25 protein-coding genes, 1 tRNA gene and 1 pseudogene are annotated in these 22,014 nt (G+C 72.1%); 12 read left to right on the plus strand and 15 right to left on the minus strand.

The window, feature by feature from the left end; translation table 11 throughout:
• Positions 1-207 precede the first annotated feature (207 nt).
• The 5 genes from SSNG_RS41135 to SSNG_RS12470 form a co-directional block, all read right to left on the minus strand.
• Positions 208-516: a YrhB domain-containing protein gene (locus SSNG_RS41135; protein WP_050779609.1), complete on the minus strand. Its 309-nt coding sequence runs from the start codon at positions 514-516 to the stop codon at positions 208-210.
• Between the two features lie 239 nt (positions 517-755).
• On the minus strand, positions 756-1,139 hold the full coding sequence (locus SSNG_RS12460; RefSeq protein WP_007264184.1) for a hypothetical protein: 384 nt from the start codon (positions 1,137-1,139) through the stop codon (positions 756-758).
• Between the two features lie 21 nt (positions 1,140-1,160).
• Positions 1,161-2,099 carry a hypothetical protein gene (locus tag SSNG_RS43720; RefSeq protein WP_241695029.1) on the minus strand — a complete coding sequence of 313 codons (939 nt, stop codon included), beginning with the start codon at positions 2,097-2,099 and terminating at the stop codon, positions 1,161-1,163.
• Positions 2,030-2,455, minus strand: a complete 426-nt coding sequence (locus SSNG_RS12465) for a hypothetical protein (protein ID WP_007264186.1) — start codon at positions 2,453-2,455, stop codon at positions 2,030-2,032. Before SSNG_RS12465 ends, SSNG_RS43720 begins: the two co-directional genes overlap by 70 nt.
• Positions 2,452-2,922, minus strand: a complete 471-nt coding sequence (locus SSNG_RS12470; protein ID WP_128636942.1) for a hypothetical protein — start codon at positions 2,920-2,922, stop codon at positions 2,452-2,454. Before SSNG_RS12470 ends, SSNG_RS12465 begins: the two co-directional genes overlap by 4 nt.
• Before the next feature lie 199 nt (positions 2,923-3,121).
• Here SSNG_RS12470 and SSNG_RS39490 point away from each other — a divergent pair, with 199 nt between their 5' ends.
• From SSNG_RS39490 to SSNG_RS12480, 3 genes are all read left to right on the plus strand, one after another.
• Positions 3,122-3,220, plus strand: a complete 99-nt coding sequence (locus tag SSNG_RS39490) for a DUF397 domain-containing protein (protein ID WP_165364995.1) — start codon at positions 3,122-3,124, stop codon at positions 3,218-3,220.
• Between the two features lie 299 nt (positions 3,221-3,519).
• Positions 3,520-4,209 (plus strand): hypothetical protein, encoded by a 690-nt coding sequence (locus SSNG_RS12475; RefSeq protein WP_129593301.1) that lies wholly within the window; start codon positions 3,520-3,522, stop codon positions 4,207-4,209.
• Between the two features lie 56 nt (positions 4,210-4,265).
• Complete coding sequence (locus tag SSNG_RS12480) at positions 4,266-4,727, plus strand: DUF6228 family protein (RefSeq protein WP_347232445.1); 462 nt, start codon at positions 4,266-4,268, stop codon at positions 4,725-4,727.
• Here SSNG_RS12480 and SSNG_RS12485 read toward each other — a convergent pair.
• The gene (locus tag SSNG_RS12485) at positions 4,697-6,277 is read right to left on the minus strand and encodes a beta-N-acetylhexosaminidase (RefSeq protein WP_007264190.1); all 1,581 of its coding nucleotides are present in this window, start codon (positions 6,275-6,277) and stop codon (positions 4,697-4,699) included. The genes SSNG_RS12480 and SSNG_RS12485 overlap by 31 nt on opposite strands.
• Before the next feature lie 63 nt (positions 6,278-6,340).
• Here SSNG_RS12485 and SSNG_RS12490 point away from each other — a divergent pair, with 63 nt between their 5' ends.
• The 3 genes from SSNG_RS12490 to glmS all read left to right on the plus strand — a co-directional run bounded on the left by SSNG_RS12490 (position 6,341) and on the right by glmS (position 9,506).
• Positions 6,341-7,225: a DUF4429 domain-containing protein gene (locus SSNG_RS12490; protein ID WP_007264191.1), complete on the plus strand. Its 885-nt coding sequence runs from the start codon at positions 6,341-6,343 to the stop codon at positions 7,223-7,225.
• 106 nt (positions 7,226-7,331) lie between these two features.
• Positions 7,332-7,607: a hypothetical protein gene (locus SSNG_RS12495; protein ID WP_007264192.1), complete on the plus strand. Its 276-nt coding sequence runs from the start codon at positions 7,332-7,334 to the stop codon at positions 7,605-7,607.
• A gap of 81 nt (positions 7,608-7,688) precedes the next feature.
• A complete protein-coding gene (glmS, locus tag SSNG_RS12500; protein WP_007264193.1) occupies positions 7,689-9,506 on the plus strand; it encodes a glutamine--fructose-6-phosphate transaminase (isomerizing) in 1,818 nt (605 codons plus the stop codon).
• A gap of 104 nt (positions 9,507-9,610) precedes the next feature.
• Here the strand turns inward: glmS and SSNG_RS12505 are convergent, their stop codons facing one another.
• A complete protein-coding gene (locus SSNG_RS12505) occupies positions 9,611-10,177 on the minus strand; it encodes a GPR1/FUN34/YaaH family transporter (protein ID WP_007264194.1) in 567 nt (188 codons plus the stop codon).
• Positions 10,178-10,276: 99 nt separating this feature from the next.
• Positions 10,277-10,807: a universal stress protein gene (locus tag SSNG_RS12510; protein WP_007264195.1), complete on the minus strand. Its 531-nt coding sequence runs from the start codon at positions 10,805-10,807 to the stop codon at positions 10,277-10,279.
• A gap of 482 nt (positions 10,808-11,289) precedes the next feature.
• Between SSNG_RS12510 and SSNG_RS12515 the strand changes: the two genes are divergently transcribed.
• The 4 genes from SSNG_RS12515 (at position 11,290) to SSNG_RS12530 (ending at position 14,005) form a co-directional block, all read left to right on the plus strand.
• The gene (locus tag SSNG_RS12515) at positions 11,290-11,610 is read left to right on the plus strand and encodes a hypothetical protein (RefSeq protein WP_042803396.1); all 321 of its coding nucleotides are present in this window, start codon (positions 11,290-11,292) and stop codon (positions 11,608-11,610) included.
• A gap of 376 nt (positions 11,611-11,986) precedes the next feature.
• Entirely contained in the window at positions 11,987-13,159 is a 1,173-nt protein-coding gene (locus SSNG_RS12520; RefSeq protein ID WP_007264197.1) for a helix-turn-helix domain-containing protein, read from the plus strand.
• 76 nt (positions 13,160-13,235) lie between these two features.
• A complete protein-coding gene (gene orn, locus SSNG_RS12525; protein WP_007264198.1) occupies positions 13,236-13,838 on the plus strand; it encodes an oligoribonuclease in 603 nt (200 codons plus the stop codon).
• A gap of 94 nt (positions 13,839-13,932) precedes the next feature.
• Positions 13,933-14,005, plus strand: a tRNA-His gene (locus tag SSNG_RS12530).
• Between the two features lie 182 nt (positions 14,006-14,187).
• Here the strand turns inward: SSNG_RS12530 and SSNG_RS12535 are convergent.
• From SSNG_RS12535 to SSNG_RS12550, 4 genes are all read right to left on the minus strand, one after another.
• Positions 14,188-14,484 (minus strand): DUF3303 family protein, encoded by a 297-nt coding sequence (locus tag SSNG_RS12535; protein WP_007264199.1) that lies wholly within the window; start codon positions 14,482-14,484, stop codon positions 14,188-14,190.
• A gap of 87 nt (positions 14,485-14,571) precedes the next feature.
• Positions 14,572-15,249 (minus strand): NAD(P)-binding domain-containing protein, encoded by a 678-nt coding sequence (locus SSNG_RS12540; protein ID WP_007264200.1) that lies wholly within the window; start codon positions 15,247-15,249, stop codon positions 14,572-14,574.
• Positions 15,250-15,454: 205 nt separating this feature from the next.
• Positions 15,455-16,822 (minus strand): HAMP domain-containing sensor histidine kinase, encoded by a 1,368-nt coding sequence (locus SSNG_RS12545; protein WP_042803398.1) that lies wholly within the window; start codon positions 16,820-16,822, stop codon positions 15,455-15,457.
• 10 nt (positions 16,823-16,832) lie between these two features.
• Positions 16,833-17,522, minus strand: coding sequence for a response regulator transcription factor (locus SSNG_RS12550; protein ID WP_128636943.1), 690 nt, complete (start codon positions 17,520-17,522; stop codon positions 16,833-16,835).
• 426 nt (positions 17,523-17,948) lie between these two features.
• Between SSNG_RS12550 and SSNG_RS45255 the strand changes: the two genes are divergently transcribed.
• The gene (locus tag SSNG_RS45255; protein WP_347232446.1) at positions 17,949-18,164 is read left to right on the plus strand and encodes a hypothetical protein; all 216 of its coding nucleotides are present in this window, start codon (positions 17,949-17,951) and stop codon (positions 18,162-18,164) included.
• 6 nt (positions 18,165-18,170) lie between these two features.
• Here the strand turns inward: SSNG_RS45255 and SSNG_RS12560 are convergent, their stop codons facing one another.
• From SSNG_RS12560 to SSNG_RS39495, 3 genes and pseudogenes are all read right to left on the minus strand, one after another.
• The gene (locus SSNG_RS12560) at positions 18,171-19,010 is read right to left on the minus strand and encodes a fused MFS/spermidine synthase (RefSeq protein WP_241695226.1); all 840 of its coding nucleotides are present in this window, start codon (positions 19,008-19,010) and stop codon (positions 18,171-18,173) included.
• Between the two features lie 97 nt (positions 19,011-19,107).
• A complete protein-coding gene (locus SSNG_RS12565) occupies positions 19,108-19,563 on the minus strand; it encodes a hypothetical protein (RefSeq protein WP_007264205.1) in 456 nt (151 codons plus the stop codon).
• A 349-nt stretch (positions 19,564-19,912) separates the two neighbouring features.
• Positions 19,913-20,395: pseudogene (locus SSNG_RS39495) on the minus strand (transposase); the annotation flags it as partial.
• Between the two features lie 134 nt (positions 20,396-20,529).
• On the opposite strand from SSNG_RS39495, the gene SSNG_RS12575 reads away from it, so the two are divergent.
• Positions 20,530-21,852: a hypothetical protein gene (locus tag SSNG_RS12575; protein WP_007264207.1), complete on the plus strand. Its 1,323-nt coding sequence runs from the start codon at positions 20,530-20,532 to the stop codon at positions 21,850-21,852.
• The last annotated feature ends 162 nt before the right edge of the window (positions 21,853-22,014 follow it).

Consider the following 22,014-nt stretch of genomic DNA (forward strand, 5'->3'; position numbering starts at 1 on the left):
ATACGGTCCCTCGAAGCCGCACCCGCCCCTCCGCGGTACCGCACGACCCGGACCCCGGACTCCCGAAGCCCGTCCAGGCTCTTGAACTCCTCCGCCGAGCCCGACGTCCTCCGCCACCGGGTTCGGCTCTGCCGGCTCGACAAGCCCTCGTTACGTACCAAAGAGCCGTTGCAGCGCGACGCCCTGAGGTTCCATCATCAGCCGACCTCAATCCTTGGTCGGGGTCCAGTCGCCCGCTGCCAGTTGGTCAAGGTACGCAGCCACGGGAAGGTGGGTGGGCGGGAAATGAGGTGCCTCGCCGTTCTTCGGAACAACCACCACCCGCGTGAACGGGGCCAGGGCCCGGTTTCCCGTGTTGAGATGCTCCTGCGAGTCGAAACGAACACACCAGGCGAAGTCGTGTTCGAAGGACAGCTCAGGCTGCATGACGACCGTCCACCCAGACCCCCCTGAAAACGTCTGCCCCAGGAACCTGCGGGCGCTGGCATGCGCTTCCATCCGGGATACCGACATCATTTCCCTCCACCGCACGGTCCGAGAAGCCGCGGCCCATACTGGCCGTTCCCACCATGCCGAGCTCCTTCAGCTCGGCCAGCGTCTTCATGATGCCCTCGGCGATCTGGCCCAGTGCCTGCTTCGAGACGTCCGGGTCGGCCCCGTCCCCCCGCTCACGCCGCCACCTCCCCGTTCAGCCGCACCTCGACCGCCTCCAGCGCACCTCGCAGTAGTGAGTGAAGACGAGCAGGAGCCGCGCCCTACAGAACGCGGCGCATCTGTTCATAAACGGCAACGCGCTGTTCGCTACTCACATCGGACGTGAGGTACTGGCGAGCACGAACCTGCTGAAGAAACTCGGCAGGAAGGGCAAGGTGATACGTCAGCACGTAGTACCACAGGTCTCCGCGCCAGACCCATTCCCCGTCGGTGAGAATATTGTCGCCCCCGACGATCCTCTCACCAGACCCCAGAACATCCTTCACCGAGCCCATGAAGGAGAGGATCTCACAACCGTCGTCGAGATATCTCAAAATCGCAGCCTCATCGGGCTCCGGGGATTCTCGAACAAAATCCTCGATGGACCCCTCCGGACTCCCGGCCGCCGGAGGCCACAGCTCTGCATAGAACCCGAGAATCTTCACATTTGTCTCCTGTTCGCATCACTAGGCTATGGGCAGGAAGATCCGCCAATACCCTCCGCCAAATATTTCAGGGGTCTGGCCGGCACCAAGGGCCTGACTAACACCGACCTTGTTGGTTGGCGCCAAGACCGGGACACCAAGCTGATTTGCAATACTCTGCGCCGCTGGAACTTCCGCGACCCCGGCACCCACGGTTCCCGTATGACACGAGATCAGCCGAACAGGCCCGCCTGCATAGTGCGGATTATTGCGGATGGCCTCGACCACATGAGTCGGATTCGTATCCCCCGCCGAAAAGCCCTTCCCTGAAGCATTGACCCTGCCCGGCTCGAAGAATCCATCAGAATTTCCATGAATTACCACGTCGTGATAGCCACTTTTCGCCTTTACTAGGTCAAAGTTTACCAAGGTGCTTGAGTCGTACCCAATGGCCGTGGATCCGGACCTGTAGTAGACGGGGTCTCCGGTGGAAAGGTAGGCGTCGCCGGGCGTTTCAGGCGCCACGGGCCTGGTCGACTTTGGCGAGTTCCACGCCCGCCAGTCCCTCCGCGTGGCCATGGCATCAGACAGCCCCGCCTTCGAAGCCCCTTCAGCTCCTTCCCGTCCGGCAAGTCGCGCGCCCGTCCTGACGCCGCCCGCGCCCTTCGTGCCCAGCAGCTCCGGAACCAGGCGGCCGAGACCCTCGCTGGGGTCGTCCTTCAGGGGGTCGAGGAGCGCGCCCGGGATGCGTTCCGGGTGGGCGGCCGTGGAGACCAGGCCCGCCAGGGTCATGTTGACGTGCTGGGAGTACTCGGCCGGGTGGGTGAGGTTGTACGGGTCGTACGGGTTCAGGCCTCGGGCGAAGTCGATGGTGCCCGCCGTGCCCTTGAGCACGCCGCCGACGAAGTGGTTCAGCTCCAGCGCCTGGCCGGCCTCGTGGTCGACGAAGTTCCCCCAGGCGCGCTCGGATGCCGACGGCATGGCCGGGGCCTTCTCCGTGGCCGCCTCCACGGCCCGCTGGGCCGTCCCTGGATGTACTGGTCCTGTTCGTGCACCAGGCCGGCCGACAGGCCCACATTGGCGGCGAAGTCGTTGCCCTGCTGGACGAGCGCGCGCACGCCCCACTCCCAGCGCTCGCAGAACGCGTTGAACGAGGACGTCAGGCCGTCGTGCCCTGTCTCCAGCCCCGACAGCGACAGGTCCGAGAAGCCCCGGCCCATGCTCGCCGTGCCCACCATCCCGAGCTCCTTCAGCTCGGCCAGCGTCTTCGTGATCCCGTCGGCGATCTGACCCAGTGCCTGCTTCGACACGTCCAGGTCGGACCCGTCCCCGCTCACGCCGCCACCTCCCCGTCCAGCGCCGCCGCGTCCGGCACGATCCCGCGCACCGGCGGGAACACCGCACCGTCGGGACCGGCGGCGTCCAGGGCCACCCCGCAGGGGAAGTCCAGCTCCGGGATCACCTCGTCCAGCAGCCGCGCCCCGGCCACCCGCCGGAACGCCCACTCCGACCCGGCTTCGCCCCGCGCCTCGGCGAACCGGGCCAGGGCCTCCTCCCCGGAGAAGGCGCAGATCCAGTCCAGGCCACCGAGTTCAGCGGTCCACAGCCCGCCCCGCTCGTCCAGCGGCACCAGCACCACCCGCTCCCGGAACCCGTCCAGCCGCGCCCCGGCCGCCTCCCGCGCCTCACCGAGCGGATCCGCGGGCGGACCGGCAGCCGCCAGCACCGGCGGCACCGGGGTCCCCCCGGCTGCCCGCCCGGCCGCGGCCGCGCGCAGCTCGGCCCACTCCTCGTCAAATCCCACCACCCTAAGCAACCCCCTTGGCGTCCATCAGCCGGCCTCCCCCGGCTGCACAGATGGTTGCACGGGACCACGACAGGGCCTCTGTCGGCCGCGGCTAGCAGTAGGCGCGGGTGGTGATGGCCTCCGCCCAGAGGGCGCCTCCACGGCCTCCATCCCGTCGCGCCCTTCGCGCGGCGGTGAAAAAAGGGGGCGGCTGGCCGTGCGGGACAGCAAGGACACCCCCCGGCCCGGCATCCGCGCCGGCGCGGCGGCCTGGGCTGCCTTCATCCACGACGTGAAGGCCGCCACCCGCCCCTGAGCCCGGGGCGGACTCGGTACATGTGACCATGGCGCGATCTGTTCCTTCGCCCGTGAGGTGATTTCTTGACGAAGGCGGCGCTGCGACCCTACGCACTGTTGCCTCGGCAGTACGACGAACGGAAGGTCCTGGCCTCCACGGTGGACGCGTGGGGAAGGGCCCTCTGGTTGATCTGTGAGAACGCCCGATTCCAGCCCCAGCCCCATGGCTGGCGCTCCGTCGAGCCGCCGGAGTTGCCCTTCGATGCGCTCCTCGTCATCCGTGACGGGGCACACGTCCGTGAACAGACCCTGACCGGCGTGGCCATCGTCCCGCGGCAGATCGACGCGCTGGCCCGGGACGAGTTCGTCCTGTACGGCTTCGGCCGGGGGGATCGGGATCCGCGCGACGGCCAGATCTTCGACCGGCGAGGCCGCTCCCGCCGGCGCTTCGCCATGGGCTCCGGTCTCCTGCACATGGCGGCGGACGGCCGGGCGAATCTCTGGACCGGCTACAACGACGAGGGCATCTACGGGGACCCCATCGGTGCGGGCGCCCTGGTCCGGTGGGACGCGAGTGGCAACCGCCAACACGGTTTCCACCCGCCGAAGCCCTACCACGTCGTGGTCGAGATCGACGCGCTCAACGTCACGGACTCGGTCGTCCGAACGGCCTACAGCGGCCCCGGCTCTCCCCTGGCCGAGCTGCGGGCCGGGGAGCCGATCCGGATCCGGGAGCTGCCCGTGGCCGACGCGTGGGGGCTCGCCGTACGGGACGACCGCCTGCTGCTGCTCGGGGGCTCGGAGCCCGGCACGGCCCACATGCACCTGCGGCAGGTCCACCACTGCCGACTGACCGACGGCGGGGCGGTGATCACCGGCAGGGGCGAGCTGACCTGGCCGAACGGCGATCCCGTGCGCCGGTACACCCGCCCCGTCGGCCGCGGGCCACATCTCTACGTGCGCAACCGCCCCTCCATGCGGCAGTGGTACGTACTGAGCGTGCCCTAGCCCCGATCGGGCCGCCCGCGGGCCGATCCCGTGCACGTCCCTTCTAATCTGCTCGTGTGATCGACTACGCCGATTCCGGCAGACCGCAGATGCACGTCGGCGAGCCCGGGGCGGCCGTCCGGCTGCTGTTCTCCCGGCCCGAGCGGCCGTACGGGGACGACCCCACGCTCGACTTCCTCGTCAGAGCGCGGGGCGAGCACCTGAGCGTCGAGACCCTCGTGCGGACCTGGGACGGCGACGGCCTCGACGGCTTCCTCGCCTCACTCGCCGAGGACTTCCGGGGCTGGGAAGGGGCGCGGACCTGGCGTTCCCTCGAACACGACCTGTCCCTTTCGGCTGAGCACCGGTCCGGCGGTCACGTCCACCTGACGTGGGGGCTCCACGACCGGCCGGTGTCTGACGCCTGGCGGTTCGAGGCCACCACCGTGCACGCCGCCGGCGAGGACATGCGCGCCCTCGCCGACGCCCTCGGCACCTTCCTCACCGGCTACTCCCAGGGCACCTCCGGCGCCCTGTAGTACGCCGTGTCCTGGGCGGTCAGGCGGGGGCCCTGGGCGGCCAGGCGCTCCCGGTAGCCGGGCCAGTCCAGGGACGTGGACGGGGACCAGCCGAGTTCCGCGATGCCGAGGAGGCGGGGGAACGCCATCAGTTCCCAGTCGGCGCGGGTGGCGATGGTCTCCGTCCACAGGGGGGCCTCCACGCCCAGGACCGCGGATTCGGGGACGTCCGGGAGGTAGGCACCCGGGTTCCAGGAGTAGGAGCGCTGCACCGGGACGTAGCCGGCCCAGGCCAGGCCCGGCTTCGTCGCCTTGTCGTACTTCATGTCCAGGTAGGCGCGGTCCGCCGGGGAGAGGATCACCGGGTGGCCCGAGCGGGCGGCTGTCGCGACCGCCGTCTTCTCCGCCGCGGCCGTCTTGTCGTGGCCCCAGTACTGGAGGACGGCGCCCGGTGCCGGGCGGGCGTTCGCGAGCTGGTGCCAGGCCACCACCGTCTTGCCGTGCTTGGCCACCACCGCCTGGGCGCGGTCCATGAAGGCCGCGTAGTCCGCCGCCGGGGTGGAGTGGGCCTCGTCGCCGCCGATGTGGAGGTAGCGGCCGGGGGTGAGGGCGGCCAGTTCGCCGAGGACGTCGTCGACGAACTCGTACGTGCGCTCCTTGCCGACGCACAGGGAGCTGAAGCCGACCTTGATCCCGGTGTAGCGCTCGGGGGCCTTGCCGTCGCAGTTCAGCTCCGCGTAGGAGGCCAGGGCGGCGTTGACGTGGCCGGGCATGTCGATCTCCGGGACCACGTCGACGTAGCGGCGGGCCGCGTAGGCGACCAGCTCCCGGTACTCGGACTTGGTCCAGTGGCCGCCCGGCCCGCCGCCGACCTCGCTGCCGCCGCCGTACGCCGCCAGGCGCGGCCAGGAGTCGACGGCGATGCGCCAGCCCTGGTCGTCGGTGAGGTGCACGTGCAGGGTGTTGATCTTGTACTGGGCGAGCTGGTCGACGTACCGCTTGACCTGTTCGAGGGGGAAGTGGTGGCGGGCGATGTCGACCATCGCCCCCCGGTACGCGAAGCGCGGGGTGTCCGTGACGTCGCCCGCCGGGACCTCGCCCGCGCCCCGCACCGGCAGCAGCTGCCGCAGCGTCTGCCCGCCGCGGAACAGGCCCGCCGGGGCGTGCGCGGTCAGGGTGACCCCGGAGGCGGTGGTGTGCAGGCGGTAGCCCTCCGCGCCCAGCTCCCGGGCCCGGGCGTCCAGCCGCAGCCGGATCCCGTCCCCCTCGTCCCCGTCCACCACCGGCAGCGGCATCCCCCCGGCCGCGCGCAGCTGCTCCGCGAGGAGCTCCCCGACCTGCCGCACCTCCTCCGGGGAGCCCGGCCCGGTACGGATCACCGTGCCCGGGCCGAAGGCGTACCCGGCGCCGCCCGAGGCCCGGGCGGAGACCGGCGCCGGCAGGAGCCGTTCGTAGGGGGCGAGGACGGCGGAAGCGTGCGGGTGCTTGGCGTCGTCGCCGTGGGCCGCCGTGCAGGAGACGGCGGAGGCCAGGACGAGGAGGGCGGCGAGCGTGCGGCGCAGGGCTCTCATCCGCCCAGGTATAGGCCAAACGGCCCCCTCTGGGGCCGCACATGGCGGTGGGAGAATCACCGGATGGCGGAAATCATCCAGAAGGACGGTACGTGGACCTTCGACGGGGACGCGGTGCGCATCGTGCCGGGCCGCGACAAGGGGGTGGGGCTGCTCCGGCAGCACCTGGGCGAGGTGGTCGTGCCGTTGCGCGCGATCGGGGGGATCAGTTACGAGCCGGGGCGCAAGGCGGGCCGGCTTCGGTTGCGGCTGCGGGACGGGGCGGACCCGTTGATGCAGGTGACGGGCGGGCGGCTGCCGGAGGGCTCGGACCCGTACCGGCTGTCGGTGGAGTCGGACCGCAGCGGCGTCGCGGAGTACTTCGTGGACGAGGTGCGCAATGCCCTGCTGCTGGACCAGGTGGATCCGGGGCCGTGCGACGCGTACCTGATGCCGGGGCCGCCGGTGCCGCTGTCGTTCGGGGCGGGTGACGCCACGGCCTCCTTCGACGGGGACCGGGTGGTGCTGGACTGGAACTGGACCACGGAGGAGGCCAAGCGTTCGGGCGGCCCGTGCGAGTTCCGGGTCGCGGACGTGCGGGCGGTGGACTGGTCCCCCTCGAAGGGCCTGGACAACGGGTGGCTGCGGTTCACCCTGGAGGGCGCCCCGCCGGCGTCCGCGCCCAAGTACGACCGGTGCACGGTGGAGCTCTTCGGCTTCAAGAAGGACCCGCTGATGGCGCTGGTGGCGGCGGCCGTGGCGGTACGGATGCCCCATCCCGCGGCTCCCGCGCCCGAGCCGGAGCGGCCGCTGCCGCTCGCGGACGCGGCCCCCGCGCTGGCGGGCGAGCCAGCGGACCACGACACCCTGCTGCGGCGGCTGCGCGAGGTGGGCGAGCTGCACCAGTCGGGGATCCTCACCGCCGATGAGTTCTCGGCGGCGAAGGCGGCGATTTTGGGTCGTTTCTGACCAACGAGTACCGGAATTTCCCCTTCCCTGGTCCAGACCAGCGAGATCCTGCCCGATATCGGGCAGGATCTTTGCGTTTCACTCCTTGGACAGTCAATATCTACTGGTGCTCGACCGCCGCCCGTCGCATGACGACCTCGTCGACCACCTGGTGCGCAGCACCGCGCTGCAGCGCGGAGAAGCCGCCCGGGTGGTACTGGACGTGCTCGCCTACTTCAACGAGACGACGGAGGAGTTCGTCCGCCGCCGCCACCGCGAGCTGCAGTCGGGCGGCGCGGTCAACGCCGAGATCTTCGAGCGGATCGCGGCCGAACTGCCGCACCGCGCCGTGGCGCCACCGGAGCTCTCGCTCCGGCAGCTGCGCCGCATCGTCTACGGCTGACAGGGGCCGGCACGGCGGGCCCGGACAGGCCGCCGCGCGGGGAAGAGCACGACCACCGAACCTCAGGAGGGGCAACACCGTATGTGCGGAATCGTCGGTTACATCGGCAAGCGCGACGTGGCGCCGCTGCTGCTCGAAGGCCTGGCACGACTGGAGTACCGCGGATACGACTCCGCCGGCATCGTCGTCAACAGCCCGAAGGCCGCCGCGCTGAAGATGGTCAAGGCGAAGGGCCGCGTCCGCGACCTGGAGGCCCGCGTCCCCAAGCGCTTCGCCGGCACCACCGGCATCGCCCACACCCGCTGGGCCACCCACGGCGCCCCGAGCGACACCAACTCGCACCCGCACCTGGACCCCGAGAACAAGGTCGCCGTCGTCCACAACGGCATCGTCGACAACGCCGCCGAGCTGCGCGCCAAGCTGGAGGCCGAGGGCGTCGTCTTCGCGTCCGAGACCGACACCGAGGTGATCACCCACCTGATCGCCCGCTCCCAGGCCGACAGCCTGGAGGAGAAGGTCCGCGAGGCGCTCAAGGTCATCGAGGGCACCTACGGCATCGCCGTCATGCACGCCGACTTCGCCGACCGCATCGTCGTCGCCCGCAACGGCTCCCCGGTCATCCTCGGCATCGGCGAGAAGGAGATGCTCGTCGCCTCCGACGTGGCCGCCCTGATCGCGCACACCCGCCAGGTCGTGACCCTCAACGACGGCGAGATGGCCACCCTCAAGGCCGACGACTTCCGCACGTACACCACCAGCGGTACGACGACCACCGCCACCCCGGAGACCGTGGAGTGGGAGGCCGCCTCCTACGACATGGGCGGCCACGACACCTACATGCACAAGGAGATCTCCGAGCAGCCCGACGCGGTCGACCGCGTGCTGCGCGGCCGGATCGACGACCGCTTCAACACCGTCCACCTGGGCGGCCTGAACCTGGACCCCCGCGAGGCGCGCGGCATCCGCCGCGTCAAGATCCTGGGCTGCGGCACCTCGTACCACGCCGGCCTGATCGGCGCCGGCCTCATCGAGAGCATGGCCCGCATCCCCGCCGACGCCGAGCCGGCCTCCGAGTTCCGCTACCGCAACCCGGTCGTGGACCCCGACACCCTGTACATCGCCGTCTCCCAGTCGGGTGAGACGTACGACGTGCTCGCGGCCGTCCAGGAGCTCAAGCGCAAGGGCGCCCGCGTCCTCGGCGTCGTCAACGTGGTCGGCTCCGCGATCGCCCGCGAGGCCGACGGCGGCGTGTACGTCCACGCCGGCCCCGAGGTCTGCGTCGTCTCCACCAAGTGCTTCACCAACACGGTGGTGGCCTTCGCGCTGCTCGCCGTGCACCTCGGCCGGATCCGGGACCTGTCGGTCACCGACGGCAAGCGGATCATCGACGGCCTGCGCAAGCTGCCCGCGCAGATCGAGGAGGTCCTCAAGGGCGAGGAGGACATCAAGCGCCTCGCCGCCGAGTACGCCGACGCCAAGTCGATGATGTTCATCGGCCGCGTCCGGGGCTACCCCGTCGCCCTGGAGGCCTCCCTCAAGCTGAAGGAGATCTCCTACATCCACGCCGAGGCCTACCCGGCCTCCGAGCTGAAGCACGGCCCGCTCGCCCTCATCGAGCCGGCCATGCCGACGGTCGCGATCGTCCCGGACGACGACCTGCTGGAGAAGAACCGCGCGGCGCTGGAGGAGATCAAGGCCCGCAGCGGGCGGATCCTGGCCGTCGCCCACCGCGAGCAGGAGAAGGCCGACCACACCATCCTCGTGCCCAAGAACGAGGACGAGCTGGACCCGATCCTGATGGGCATCCCGCTCCAGCTGCTGGCGTACCACACCGCCCTGGCCCTGGGCCGGGACATCGACAAGCCGCGCAACCTGGCGAAGTCCGTCACGGTCGAGTAGTCGCACCGCGCACGCGGAAGCGGCGCGGGCACGGCACTTGGAAGGGGTGCCACCGGAACTCCGGTGGCACCCCTTCGCGTTGTCCCGCGCGCGGTCCGGGCCCGTCAGCCCGCGGCGACCGCCCGTCCGGAGGTCCTGCCCAGCGCCATCGGCCAGTTGGCCAGCGCGGCCGTCGCCCCGTACCAGGCCAGCAGCCCGGCCACGGCCGCGGCCCAGCCGCCCGCCTTGCCCAGTCCGGCGCTGTCCGCGAAGGCGGCTATGGCCAGCAGGAGGAGGGAGAGGGTCAGCAGGGCGTAGACGCCCTGGCCGAACAGCCCGCTCGACGCGGCGAGCGTCAGGGTCAGCGCGAGCATCGCGAAGAGGACGAGAAACGTTCCGGCCGCCTCGTCGGAGACCGCGGCCCCCGCGCCCTTGGCCCAGGTGAACCAGAAGATGCCGAGGCCCGCGAAGGCGGTGCCGTTGAACCCGTTGCCGCCGCGGTACTCGAGGAGGCCGAGGAGGAAGAGGGCCGCGCCGCCGACGTACATGGCGAGCGACACGGAGTTGGCGGCGGTCACACCCGAGAGGACACCCGTGTGGCCGATACCGAACGCGAGAAGGGTGAGACCCAGGGCGATGTTCCCCAGGGTCGAAGTCGAGGCCTTGCTTCCCGCAGAGACACCATTGTCCACGGCGGGCTCCCTTCGATCTGCAGTTGTTTGCTGCGTCCCAGCAGCATTTATCTACCCTTTACAAGGGGGTTCACAACCGCACAATCGACATACGACGGGTTACGGAATGACAACAACGGGTCGCTGCGCCCGCTTCGCCAGCCGCCCCGCGACCGAGCCGAAGATCCGGCCGACGATCCCGTGCGTGGAGCCCACCACGATGGCGTCCGCCGAGTACTCCCGGCCGACCTCCTCCAGCTCGTGGCAGATGTCGCCCCCGCGCTCGACGAGGATCCACGGCACCTCGGACAGGTAGTCCGCGCAGGCCAGCTCCAGACCGAGCACCTCGGTGCGGTGGTCGGGCACGTCCACGAAGACGGGCGGCTCGCAGCCGGCCCACACCGTGGTGGGCAGCCGGTTCGCGACGTGCACGATGATCAGACCGGAACCGGATCGCCGGGCCATGCCGATCGCGTACGCCAGGGCGCGCTCACTGGACGTGGAGCCGTCGAAGCCCACCACCACGCCGTGCCGGAAGGCCGGGTCGCAGGGGTGGCGCGTCTGTTCCACCGCGCGCAGGTCGCTCGATACGGAATCGGCGAGGTGCTTGCGCTTGCGGTCCGCGGGTTCGGGGAATTCGTGACCGGCCATGATGTCTCGGGGAAGAGTCCTCGGGGGAAGCGACAGGGACGGTTTCGGCGACTCGGATCTTCTGACGACGGGGGCCCGTGCCACGAGCGCTTTTGACGACGCAGCGTGACCGGGCTCTGTCCTGGAAGCATCTTTCCAAGCCCTTACCCACCAGGGTACGGCGACACTCCTGTCCTGCACAGGGCATGCCGCCCTTGGAGAGCGTCCCAGGGAGCATGCCGGAGCGCGGGCGCCTTGGCAATGGCAGCTGTCCCCTACAGGCAGTGACGAGAGGCCCTTGCGCCACCCGTGCGCGCAGTGACCGAGGCCCGTACCGGGGCGTTGGACAAGAGTCCGACCGTCCAGGAAGAGCCCGCAGGGAGTACGCCGTGCCCGGCCATCCGGTTCACCCCGTCCAGCCCGTCCAGCCCGCTCCGATGACGCGGTCCACCCGGTCCGCCCGCTCCGCGCCGTCCTCCGTGCGCGCTCCGCTTCACCCGTCCGTGCAGTCCGCCGGACGGGTACACGACGACCCTGCGGGTGACGTGGTGCGCTGGGCGGCCTTCAGCTGCCTGCTCGTACCGGTCGTCCTGGTGGTCTACGGGACCTCGTACGGCGGGGCCGCCGTGGCGACCCTGGGACTGGCGGCCGTCACGGCCGCCTGCCGGGTGCTGCTGCGGTACTCGGAGAAGGCGGAGCGGGCCGCGGCCCGCGTCCTGTCGGAGGATCCGCTTCCGCCCGGGCACCGCGGCCGGCACTCCCGCACCGGGGCCGGTTCGCACCGCGGTTGCCACGGTTCCGGCGGCACGTCCCCCCACGACTGACCGATTCGCACGTACACACCCGGTTGTTTTCAGCCAACTTCCGGACCCCATGCTTCCCTTGCCGGAATGTCCCCCCACCCCCCCGACCATCAGCGACTATGGGCGACAGGGGACGATTCGACCCCATGAGTACTGGCCACGGCCGGATCGCGGGCTTCCCCGTCGGGTAGCGGAGTGGAACGCTTCCTGATCGAATGCTTTTCGCCAAGTTGCCAAGTCGACATAGCGCTGCGTGCTGAACTTGTCACGCCGACACCACGGGACGCAGTAGATTCGATCATGTATTTACGGCGGGGGATCCACGTGCAAGGCCGAGGGGAAACGTGCAGGTGCGACCAGACCAAGGAGTCGCGACACCCAAGGGGGGCTTAGCGCCATGAGCCAGGATTCCACCGCCGCTGTCGTCGCAGACGCGGGCCGGAAGCTCGCGGGGCGTCGCCGCAGGGAGATCGTCGCCGTGCTGCTGTTCAGCGGCGGGCCGATCTTCGAGAGTTCCATTCCGCTGTCCGTGTTCGGGATCGACCGGCAGGACGCGGGAGTTCCACGCTACCGACTGCTCGTGTGCGCCGGGGAGGACGGTCCGCTGCGGACCACCGGCGGACTCGAACTGACCGCGCCGTACGGGTTGGAGGCGATCGCCCGGGCAGGCACGGTCGTCGTTCCGGCCTGGCGCTCCATCACCTCGCCGCCGCCGCCGGAAGCGCTCGACGCGCTGCGGCTGGCGCACGAGGAGGGCGCCCGGATCGTCGGCCTGTGCACGGGAGCCTTCGTGCTCGCCGCCGCCGGGCTGCTCGACGGCCGGCCCGCGACGACGCACTGGATGTACGCGCCGACGCTGGCCAAGCGCTACCCGTCCGTCCACGTCGACCCGCGCGAGCTGTTCGTCGACGACGGCGACGTGCTGACGTCCGCGGGCACCGCGGCCGGAATCGACCTGTGCCTGCACATCGTGCGCACCGACCACGGCAGCGAGGCGGCCGGGGCCCTGGCCCGCAGGCTCGTCGTCCCGCCCCGCCGCACCGGCGGCCAGGAGCGCTACCTCGACCGGTCGCTGCCCGAGGAGATCGGCGCCGACCCGCTCGCCGAGGTCGTCGCCTGGGCGCTGGAGCACCTCCACGAGCAGTTCGACGTGGAGACGCTGGCCGCCCGCGCCTACATGAGCAGGCGCACCTTCGACCGGCGGTTCCGCTCGCTCACCGGCAGCGCGCCGCTCCAGTGGCTGATCACCCAGCGGGTGCTCCAGGCACAGCGGCTCCTGGAGACCTCCGACTACTCGGTCGACGAGGTCGCCGGACGCTGCGGCTTCCGCTCGCCGGTCGCCCTGCGCGGCCACTTCCGGCGGCAGCTGGGCTCCTCCCCGGCCGCCTACCGCTCCGCCTACCGCGCCCGCCGGCCCCAGGCCGACGCGCCGGTGCCGGAGATGCAGGGCTCGCCGGTGCCGCACCAGCGCACCCCGCAGCCCCAGCGGGCCGCGGCGGCCCTGGCCGCCTCCGGCCCGAGCGTGACCGAGCTGTACGCCCCGAGCCGGGTGCTGCGCGAGCACGCGTAGCCGTCCCCGCACGAGCGAGGAGGTCCCCCCACCGGTGGAGCACCGGTGGGGGGACCTTCGGCATAAGGTGGGGCGCATGAACGATCGCATGGTGTGGATCGACTGCGAGATGACCGGGCTCTCGCTGACGGACGACGCACTTATCGAGGTGGCCGCGCTGGTCACCGACTCGGAGCTCAACGTGCTCGGCGAAGGCGTGGACATCGTGATCCGCCCGCCGGACGCGGCCCTGGAGACCATGCCGGACGTGGTGCGCGAGATGCACACCGCCTCCGGCCTGCTCGACGAGCTGGCCGCCGGCACGACCCTCGCCGACGCCGAGGCCCAGGTCCTGGCGTACGTGCGGGAGCACGTGAAGGAGCCGCGCAAGGCCCCGCTGTGCGGGAACTCGGTCGGCACCGACCGCGGGTTCCTCTCGCGCGACATGCCCGCGCTGGAGAGCCACCTGCACTACCGGATCGTGGACGTGTCCTCCGTGAAGGAGCTGGCGCGCCGCTGGTACCCGCGCGCGTACTTCAACAGTCCGCCGAAGAACGGCAACCACCGGGCGCTCGCGGACATCAAGGAGTCCATCGCCGAGCTGCGCTACTACCGGGAGGCGGTCTTCGTGCCGCAGCCCGGACCCGACTCGGACACCGCCCGCACCATCGCCGCCAAGCACGTCGTCACGGACGAGTAGACCCTCCGGAGGGGGGCGCGGGGGAAAGGTGGAGCGAGCACCCTCCAACACCCTGTACCCTTTTCTTCGGCCGGTCGTTCTGCGACCGGACATGGTGGGTGTAGCTCAGCTGGTAGAGCACCTGGTTGTGGTCCAGGTGGCCGCGGGTTCAAGTCCCGTCACTCACCCTGCGGGAAGGCCCCGGTACGCGGAAGCGGACCGGGGCCTTCTGCGTTCCCGCCACGCCCTCCCGCCGCGGGTCCACCCCGTGGGTCCTGGCCCGGGAGCGTGGACCTGCCGGTGCGGCTGCGGTGGACGGTCGGGATCCAGGCGCTGCTCACGCTGCCGCTGCTCGCGGCCGGGGAGGTCGTCACGAGGACCGCAAAGCCCCCAGTGCCTTCGCCAGGTCTTCCCCGGTCATGACCGGGGCCACCTCGATCTCGGCGTTGAACTCGTGGAACAGGTCCCAGGTCAGCGAGGGCATCTGTGCGCTGTCCTGGAGGTCGAAGACGATCCAGCAGGAGCGCACGCCCTCGTGGAGGCCGAAGTAGGCCGCCTCGGGCTTGACCTTGTCCATCAGGCTCTTCATGGCCTGGGGCAGGCCTCCGGTCGTGATGCCCTCGTTGGTGGCGGCCGTGTCCATGTGGGCCCTGAGCATGACTCTCATGCGTGGCTCCTTCCGTCACGGCCACCCTCGGCGCGGTACGGGGGCGCGGCAACATTTGTGCCCCCGTCCGGCGGAGCGGGGCGGTGGTCAGGCGGAGGGGCCGCCGGCCGCCTGGATGTGGAAGTTGAACTCCGAGTGCCCCAGGGCGCCCATCACGCGCAGCCACACCGGGAGCAGCATCTCGGTGCCGCGAGCGGTCTCGATGCCGCCGAGGTCGAGGATGGCGCGGTCCGGCCAGCCGAAGGAGCCCAGCAGGTCGTGGACGGTCTTCTTGGCGTCGGCGTCCTCGCCGGAGAGGAAGACGGTGTGCTCGCCCGGCACCCGGGCCGGGTCCACCATGATCTGGCAGTTCATGGTGTTGAGGGTCTTGACGACGCGCAGCCGCGGGAAGGTGCGCTGGATCAGCTCGCCGAGGCTGTCGTCGTTGGCCGGGTCCAGGACGGGCGGGAAGCCCTTGGAGAAGTCCAGCGGGTTCGCGATGTCGATCAGGATCTTGCCGTCCAGGTCGGCCGCGTCGGCCTCGCCGAGGGCGTCGAGGCTGACCCGGCCGCCCGTGGCGTTGACGAGGACCTCGCCGTCCCGCGCGGCCTGCGGGAAGCCCGCGAGGCCGATCGCAGGGTGGGCGGCCTGCCATTCGGCGTACTCGGCGCGGGCGAGGGTGGACTCCGGGTCGCGGGTGCCGATGACCACCTCGTGGCCCAGGGAGGCCAGCCGGGCGGCCACCGTACGGCCGACGACGCCGGTGCCGAGAACTGCGTAGCGCATGTGGGTGTCCCATCAGGATCGGTTCTGCACGTGCCGGTGCGGGATGCGGCCGCTCCGGGGACCGGCGTGTACCGGCCCCCAACTGGCGCGATCCGTACGGTATTCCACGGCTCGGCGGAACGTCTCCGTCCAAGATCCCGGATTCCCGGTACGTCGTCGGCGCCCGCCCTTGGCGGGGGTCGGGCGCCGGCGTCGGGCGCCGGCGTCAGGCGCCGCGGCGCTTGCGGCGGGCGCGGCGGCCGCCCTCACCGCGCCGGGCCCGGCCGTCCAGCGCGATCCACACCCGCACCTCGGTCCCGCCGAGCACCGAGCGCCCCAGCCGCACGTCGCCGCCGGTGGACTCGGCGACCCGGCGCACGATGTCCAGGCCGAGTCCCGTGGAGCCGTCGCGGGCGCCGTCGTTGCCGCGCCGCAGGGCGGCGTCGGGGTCGGCGATGCCGGGGCCGCCGTCCGAGACGAGGACGATGACGGCGTCCCCGGCGTCGTGCACGTCCACCGCGAAGGGGGTGGCCTCCGGGGTGTGCCGGAAGACGTTGCCGAGCATGGCGTCGAGGGCGGCCGCCAGCTCGGGGCGGGCAACCGGGATGCGCACGGTGCGGTCCACGCCCGCGAGCCGGACCTCGCGGCCCTCGTCCTCCGCCAGCGCCGACCAGAAGGCCATCCGGTCGCGGATCACCTCGGAGGCGTCGCAGCCGGCGGTGGCGGTGCTGGCGGGCGGGCGCTGCTCGCGGGCGGTGCGGATGATCGTGTCGACCTCCCGCTCCAGCTGCTCGACCGCCGCCCGGGTGTGCTCGGCGGCCGGGCCGTCCCCCAGGGAGGCCGCGTTGAGCCGCAGCACGGTCAGGGGCGTGCGCAGCCGGTGCGAGAGGTCGGCGGCGAGCTCCCGCTCGTTGGCGAGGAGTTCCACGACCTGGTCCGCCATCGAGTTGAACGCGACGGCCGCCGAGCGGAGTTCCTTGGGGCCGTCCTCCGGCACCCGGGCCCCGAGCCTGCCCTCCCCCAGCTGGTGCGCGGCGTCCGCGAGCCGTTCGGCGGGGCGCACCAGGCGGGCGCCGAGCCGGTCCGCGACGGCCACCGAGCCGATGACGAGGGCGAGTCCGACGCCGCCGAGGACCAGCCAGGCGGTGGTGACCCCGTTGCTGACCTCGCTCTCCGGGACGTAGATCTCGATGACCGCGATGTCCCCGGAGCCGAGGGCGACGGGCTGGAGCAGGGCCGAACCCCCGCCGGGGACGCGGGCTGTGGTCGCCCGGCCGAGGGAGCGGGTCTCGGCGACCGCGTGGGCGCCGGCTCGGCCTTCGCCGATGTCCACGGCGGCGGCGCCCCCGATCGCGGGGACGTGCACGGCCATCCGTCCGGCGGCGCCCATCTCGGTGGACTCCACGGCCCGGCGCAGCTGTGCGGGGTCGGTGGTGACGGTCAGGGTCGGCCCCATGGTGGCGGCCTGCCGTTCGGCGTTGGAGAAGGCCCGGTCGCTGGCCATCTCCCGCACCACCATCGCCAGCGGCACGGCGAAGGCCAGGACCACCATGGTCGTGACCGCGAGGCACACCTTGACCAGCGCCCATCTCACGGCGTCCACCTCACAGCGGCGGCTCCAGCTTCACGCCGACCCCGCGCAGGGTGTGCAGGTAGCGGGGCCGGGCGGCGGTCTCGCCGAGTTTGCGGCGCAGCCAGGACAGGTGCACGTCTATGGTCTGGTCGTCGCCGTAGGACTGCTGCCAGACCTCGGCGAGCAGCTCGCGCCGGGCCACGACCACACCGGGCCGGCCGGCGAGGAAGGTCAGCAGGTCGAACTCGCGCCGGGTGAGGTCGAGTACGGCGCCGTCGAGTTCGGCCTGGCGGCGCAGGGGGTCGATGGCGAGGCCGCCGACGCGCAGGACGCGCGAGGGGGGTTCGGCGCCGGCGGCGGCGCGGGCGCGGCGCAGGACGGCGGCCATGCGGGCGGAGAGGTGCTCGACGGAGAAGGGTTTGGTCAGGTAGTCGTCGGCGCCGTCGTTGAGGAGCCGGACGATCTCGGCCTCGTCGTCTCGGGCGGTGGCGATGATGACCGGCACGTCGGTGATGCCGCGCAGCATCTTCAGGGCCTCGGAGCCGTCGAGGTCGGGCAGTCCGAGGTCGAGGATGACCACGTCGAAGCGGTTGTGGGCGACTTCGCGCAGGGCCTCCAGGGCCGTGCCGACGCTCCGCACGGTGTGGGAGGCCTCGGTCAGGTGCCGGATGAGGGCGGAACGTACGAACTGGTCGTCCTCGACCACGAGCACACTAGCCATGGGCGCACCGTAGTCCATCCGGGGGACCCGGGGAGGTGCCGGGACAGGTCTGTGACGTGTGGTGCACTATGTGCCCTGATGCGACGAGGACCTGTACATGCCATGGCCTGGGTGCTGGCGACCGCGGCCGCCGTGACCCTGTCGTGGTGGGGTGTGCACACGGTCATGTCCGGTACGGCCTACGATCCCCCGCGCGCGGTGCCGCTGACGGCGAGGGCGCCGGACGCCACGCCCTCGTCCTCCTCCACCCGGGAGCCGGATCCGACGCCCTCGCCTTCCGGTTCCCCGTCCGCGTCCCCGTCGCCCTCCGCGTCCGCGCCGGACCGGGCCGGGGTCGCTCCCTCGGCGTCCGCGCGGTCGAAGCAGGCGCCGGCGCCCGGCCGGAGCCCGTACCCGGAGGGCGGTCAGGGTGGCGGGTCCGGCACGGTGAAGAGCTACTCGGTGTCGGGCGGCCGGGTCGTCTTCGACCTCGGGGCCACCTCGGCCGGGCTGGTCTCGGCGACGCCGGAGGCGGGCTGGCGGATGCAGGTGTGGAAGCAGGACTTCTGGATCCGGGTCACCTTCACCCAGGGCGGCCGCGAGGTGTCGGTGTTCTGCACCTGGCACGACCACCCGCCGATGGTGGAGACCGTCGACCCGTAGCGGGCCTCAGCGGAAGACCGAGGGCGGCGGTTGCGGGGAGGGGACGGCGGAGGCGTCTTCCACCGGGGCGGCTCCGCCCGTGAAGTCGGCCAGGGCGCGGCCGTGTTCGACCCGGCCGGGGTGCGGGTCGCTCGCCACGCGGCGGGTGAACTCCGCCACGGGCAGCTCCTGGTCGGAGGCCACGAGCACCGCGTTGCCGAAACGTTTCCCCCGCCAGACGACGGGATCCGCCGCCAGCGCCAGCTCCGCGAACCGCGAGGCGGCCGTGGCGACCTGGCCCCGCAGGTGCGCCAGCGGAGGGCCGTCCGCCAGGTTGGCCACGTACCAGCCGGTGGGCGCCAGCGCCCGGCGCACCTCGTCCAGGAACTCCCCGCTGGTCAGGTGGGCCGGGGTGCGCGCCCCGCTGAACACGTCCGCGATGACCAGGTCCGCCCAGCCGTCCGGCACCTTCGCGAGCCCCGCCCGCGCGTCCACGGCCCGTACGCGGATCCGCGCCTGCGGGTCCAGCGGCAGGTGTTCCCGTACGAAGGCCACCAGGGCCGCGTCCACCTCCACCACCTGCTGCGTGGAGCGGGGGCGCGCGGCGGCCGTGTAGCGGGCCAGGGTGAAGGCGCCGCCGCCCAGGTGCACCACGTTCAGGGGCTGCCGGGCGGGCGCGATCAGGTCGATCAGGTGGCCGATCCGGCGCTGGTAGGCGAAGTCCAGGTGGCCGGGGTCGTCCAGGTCCACGTGGGACTGCGGGGCGCCGTCGATCAGCAGGGTCCAGGCGCGGGAGCGCTCGCGGTCCGGTGCCAGCTCGGCCAGCCCGCCGCCCACCTGTCCGGAGACCGGGCCGGCGGCCGGTATCGCGCCGTCCTTGTTGCCCCTGCTGCCCTTGCTGCCCTTGCCTTTGCCTTTGCCTTTGCCTTTGCCTGCCACGCTCCCATTATCGCTGGCCAGGGCATCACCGACAGTTGTCGGCCGCCTCGATGAGCCGGGCCGCCTCGCCCAGCGCCGCGCGCAGCACCTCGGGGTCGGTGACCGGCTCCACCGCATCCGGGGGCAGCAGCCAGCCCGTACCGCCCGCCGTGGGCGCGGCGGCGAGGTCGCCGAAGCGCATGCCGCGCCCGTTGGTCTGCGTACAGGCACTGCCGGGCAGGTCCCACGCGTCGGCGGTGCCGGGCGGGACGAGGAAGCCGAGGGTGTCGCCGGAGCCGTCGTGCAGGACCGGGCCGACGCCGGGGGCGGCGAGGCCAGCGCCGCGCCGGATGATGTCCACCGCCTCAAGGCCCTGGCGGGCGGGAACGGTCACCAGGTCCGGGGCCGCGACGGGGGCCTGCGGACCCGGGGCCGGAACCAGGGCCGTGGCCGGGGAGGTCGCGCCGGGTCCGGGCGCGGTGTTCGTTCCGATGCTGTCCATGCCGGCCTCCACCAAGGGGAACCCCTCCTCGATCCGTATCCGCATGGGTTCAACGCGCGGAAGCGTCAACGGGTGCGGCGGCAAGACGCCGCAAAGGATGGCAGTTCATGGCGGATCGCGGGTGAGATATCCGTTTTGTAGCCAAACACCGCATGAAGCACCCGCCGCTGGCGGTACGTTCATGCGCGCCGGAGCCCTGACTCCGGGGCGAGACCGACAGGTATCGACAGGGATCGGCAGGGTCCTGCGGGACACCTGGGATTGTCCAGAGAGGCACACGTCCGTGACTCCTCCCCCACCTGAAGGTGGGGGCTTCTCGCTGAGCCGGTTGGGCTTCGCGACGGGCCGGCCCGGCCCGCAGAACGTTGGAAGCCCCTACGACGTCGGCGTGTGCCTGGTGGCCGCAGGCGACGCGGTGGAACTTCTCCTGTGTGGACCGGTTCTCCTTCGCGACGTGCCCGCATTCGGGGCAGGTCCGGGAGGTGTTGCGGGGGTCCACGGCGATCACTTTCCTACCGGCGCTTTCAGCCTTGCCGGTGAGGATCGTCAGGAACACCCCCCATCCGGCGTCGGCCATCGAGCGGTTGGGGCCGGCCTTCGCGGCGGCCTTCCGCCCGTGGCGCGGGTTGGCGATGTGCTCGCCGCCCGAGGTGGTGAGGAACGGCGCGACGCCCATGTCGATTCCGACCACGGACCCGGTCGCGGGAAGCGGTTCGGGCTGGGGCTGGGGCTGGGGCTGCTCCGCGGTCAGCACCACGGACCAGCGCTTTCCCTCGCGCTTGACCGACACGGTCTTGACCTTGCCGACCACCGGTCGGTGCCGCCTGACCTTGTATCGAAAACCAGCAGCGTCCTGCCTGACCGTCACCACGTAGCCGCAGAGCACTCCGGTGCTCCGCGCCTCCGGGGCAGGGACCGCTTTCACCCCCCGGCCAAAGCCGGGGGTACCCAGCGAGGGAGTTCCTGATGGCGGCGTCCCCCCACTCACCCAACTCCTCCTTCCGCCGCCTGCGCGGACAGCACTCCCCCGCCGAGTTCGCGGCCATGGTCCGCCGCGCGGCCCGGGAGATCGGCGAAACGGTTTCCTGCGACGCCCGCTACATCGGCCGCGTCGAGTCGGGCGAGATCCGCTGTCCCAACTACGCCTACGAACGGGTCTTCCTCCACATGTTCCCCGGGCGCACCCTGGCCGACCTCGGCTTCTCCCCGCGCGAGGCGGTGCGCGGCCGGGGGGCGCAGCGCGCACTGCCGGCGCCGCCGGTCTTCACCCACCTCGTCCGGCGTTCCAAGGAGAGCGACGTGCTGCGCCGCGCGTTCATGACGGGCGGCTCCGCGACCGTGGCCGCCGCGACGCTCAGCCTCACCCTGCTCGGCGACGCCCGCAGGCTCCCCTCCCGCGCCGGCGAGGCCGAGGCCGCCGCGGTCGAGGACGCGGTGCGGCAGATCCGGCTGCTGGACGACCGGCACGGCGCCGACACCCTCTACCGGCGGGCGGCGCAGCCCCTGAAGACCGCGTACGCGCTGCTCGACGCGGGGGCCACCCGGCAGTCCACCGAGGACCGGCTGCACGCGGGGGCCGGGGAACTGGCCGTCTCGGTGGGCTGGCTGGCGCACGACTCGGGCCGCTTCGAGGACGCCCGCTCGCACTACGCGGAGGCCCTGGCCACCGCCCGGGTCTCGGGCAACGCGGCCCTGGAGGCGCACGCCTTCAGCAACATGGCCTTCCTGGCCCGGGACCGCGGCCGCCACCGCGAGTCGGTACGGGCGGCCCAGGCGGGCCGGCGCGCGGCCCGCTCCCTCGGCTCGCCCCGGCTGCTGGCGCTGCTGGCACTGCGGGAGGCCGGCGGCTGGGCGGGCCTCGGGGACCGCAGGGCGTGCGAGGAGTCACTGGCCCGGGCGCACGCGGAGTTCGCGCGGGGCGCGTCGGCCGACGACCCGGAGTGGATGTCCTTCTTCGGCGAGGCCGAGCTGGAGTCGCTGGAGTCCCGCTGCTGGGCCGCCCTCGGGGAACACGCCCGCGCGGCCCGGCACGCCCGGCGTGCGGCGGACCTCCAGGACCCGCACTTCGCGCGGAACGTCGCCCTCTACACGGCGGAGCTCGCCGACGACCTGGCCCGGGCGGGAGCGCCCGACGAGGCCGCCTGGGCGGGCGGCCGGGTCCTGGACCTGCTGACCGAGGTCCGCTCGACCCGCGTCCGGTCGATGCTGGCCGGCACGGCTCGCACCCTGGTCCCCCACCAGCGCTCGCCGCGGGTGGGGGCGTTCCTGACGCGGCACGCGGAGGCGTAGCGCTCTGCGGCGCGCTTGGCTGCGGGCCCGCCGTGGCTGAGCGCGCCGTTCCCCGCGCCCCTGGCGGGACACGGCCCGGGGCGGCGCCTGGCCTGCGGCCCGCTCTGCCGGGGGCCGGGCCGCGGCGCACTTGACGCGGCCCGGCCACGTCCCACCCGCACA

It is taken from the genome of Streptomyces sp. C, assembly GCF_000158895.1.
GTDB lineage: Bacteria > Actinomycetota > Actinomycetes > Streptomycetales > Streptomycetaceae > Streptomyces > Streptomyces racemochromogenes.

Excerpts from the sequence above, each read along its gene's own strand:
- SSNG_RS12485 (WP_007264190.1), bottom strand. The coding sequence starts at position 6,277 with ATGAGAGCCCTGCGCCGCACGCTCGCCGCCCTCCTCGTCCTGGCCTCC.
- SSNG_RS12540 (WP_007264200.1), bottom strand. The coding sequence starts at position 15,249 with ATGCGCTACGCAGTTCTCGGCACCGGCGTCGTCGGCCGTACGGTGGCC.
- SSNG_RS12520 (WP_007264197.1), top strand. The coding sequence starts at position 11,987 with ATGAGCCAGGATTCCACCGCCGCTGTCGTCGCAGACGCGGGCCGGAAG.
- SSNG_RS12510 (WP_007264195.1), bottom strand. The coding sequence starts at position 10,807 with ATGGCCGGTCACGAATTCCCCGAACCCGCGGACCGCAAGCGCAAGCAC.
- SSNG_RS41135 (WP_050779609.1), bottom strand. The coding sequence starts at position 516 with ATGATGTCGGTATCCCGGATGGAAGCGCATGCCAGCGCCCGCAGGTTC.
- SSNG_RS43720 (WP_241695029.1), bottom strand. The coding sequence starts at position 2,099 with ATGCCGTCGGCATCCGAGCGCGCCTGGGGGAACTTCGTCGACCACGAG.
- glmS (WP_007264193.1), top strand. The coding sequence starts at position 7,689 with ATGTGCGGAATCGTCGGTTACATCGGCAAGCGCGACGTGGCGCCGCTG.
- SSNG_RS12490 (WP_007264191.1), top strand. The coding sequence starts at position 6,341 with ATGGCGGAAATCATCCAGAAGGACGGTACGTGGACCTTCGACGGGGAC.
- orn (WP_007264198.1), top strand. The coding sequence starts at position 13,236 with ATGAACGATCGCATGGTGTGGATCGACTGCGAGATGACCGGGCTCTCG.
- SSNG_RS12550 (WP_128636943.1), bottom strand. The coding sequence starts at position 17,522 with ATGGCTAGTGTGCTCGTGGTCGAGGACGACCAGTTCGTACGTTCCGCC.
- SSNG_RS12535 (WP_007264199.1), bottom strand. The coding sequence starts at position 14,484 with ATGAGAGTCATGCTCAGGGCCCACATGGACACGGCCGCCACCAACGAG.
- SSNG_RS12565 (WP_007264205.1), bottom strand. The coding sequence starts at position 19,563 with ATGGACAGCATCGGAACGAACACCGCGCCCGGACCCGGCGCGACCTCC.
- SSNG_RS12575 (WP_007264207.1), top strand. The coding sequence starts at position 20,530 with ATGGCGGCGTCCCCCCACTCACCCAACTCCTCCTTCCGCCGCCTGCGC.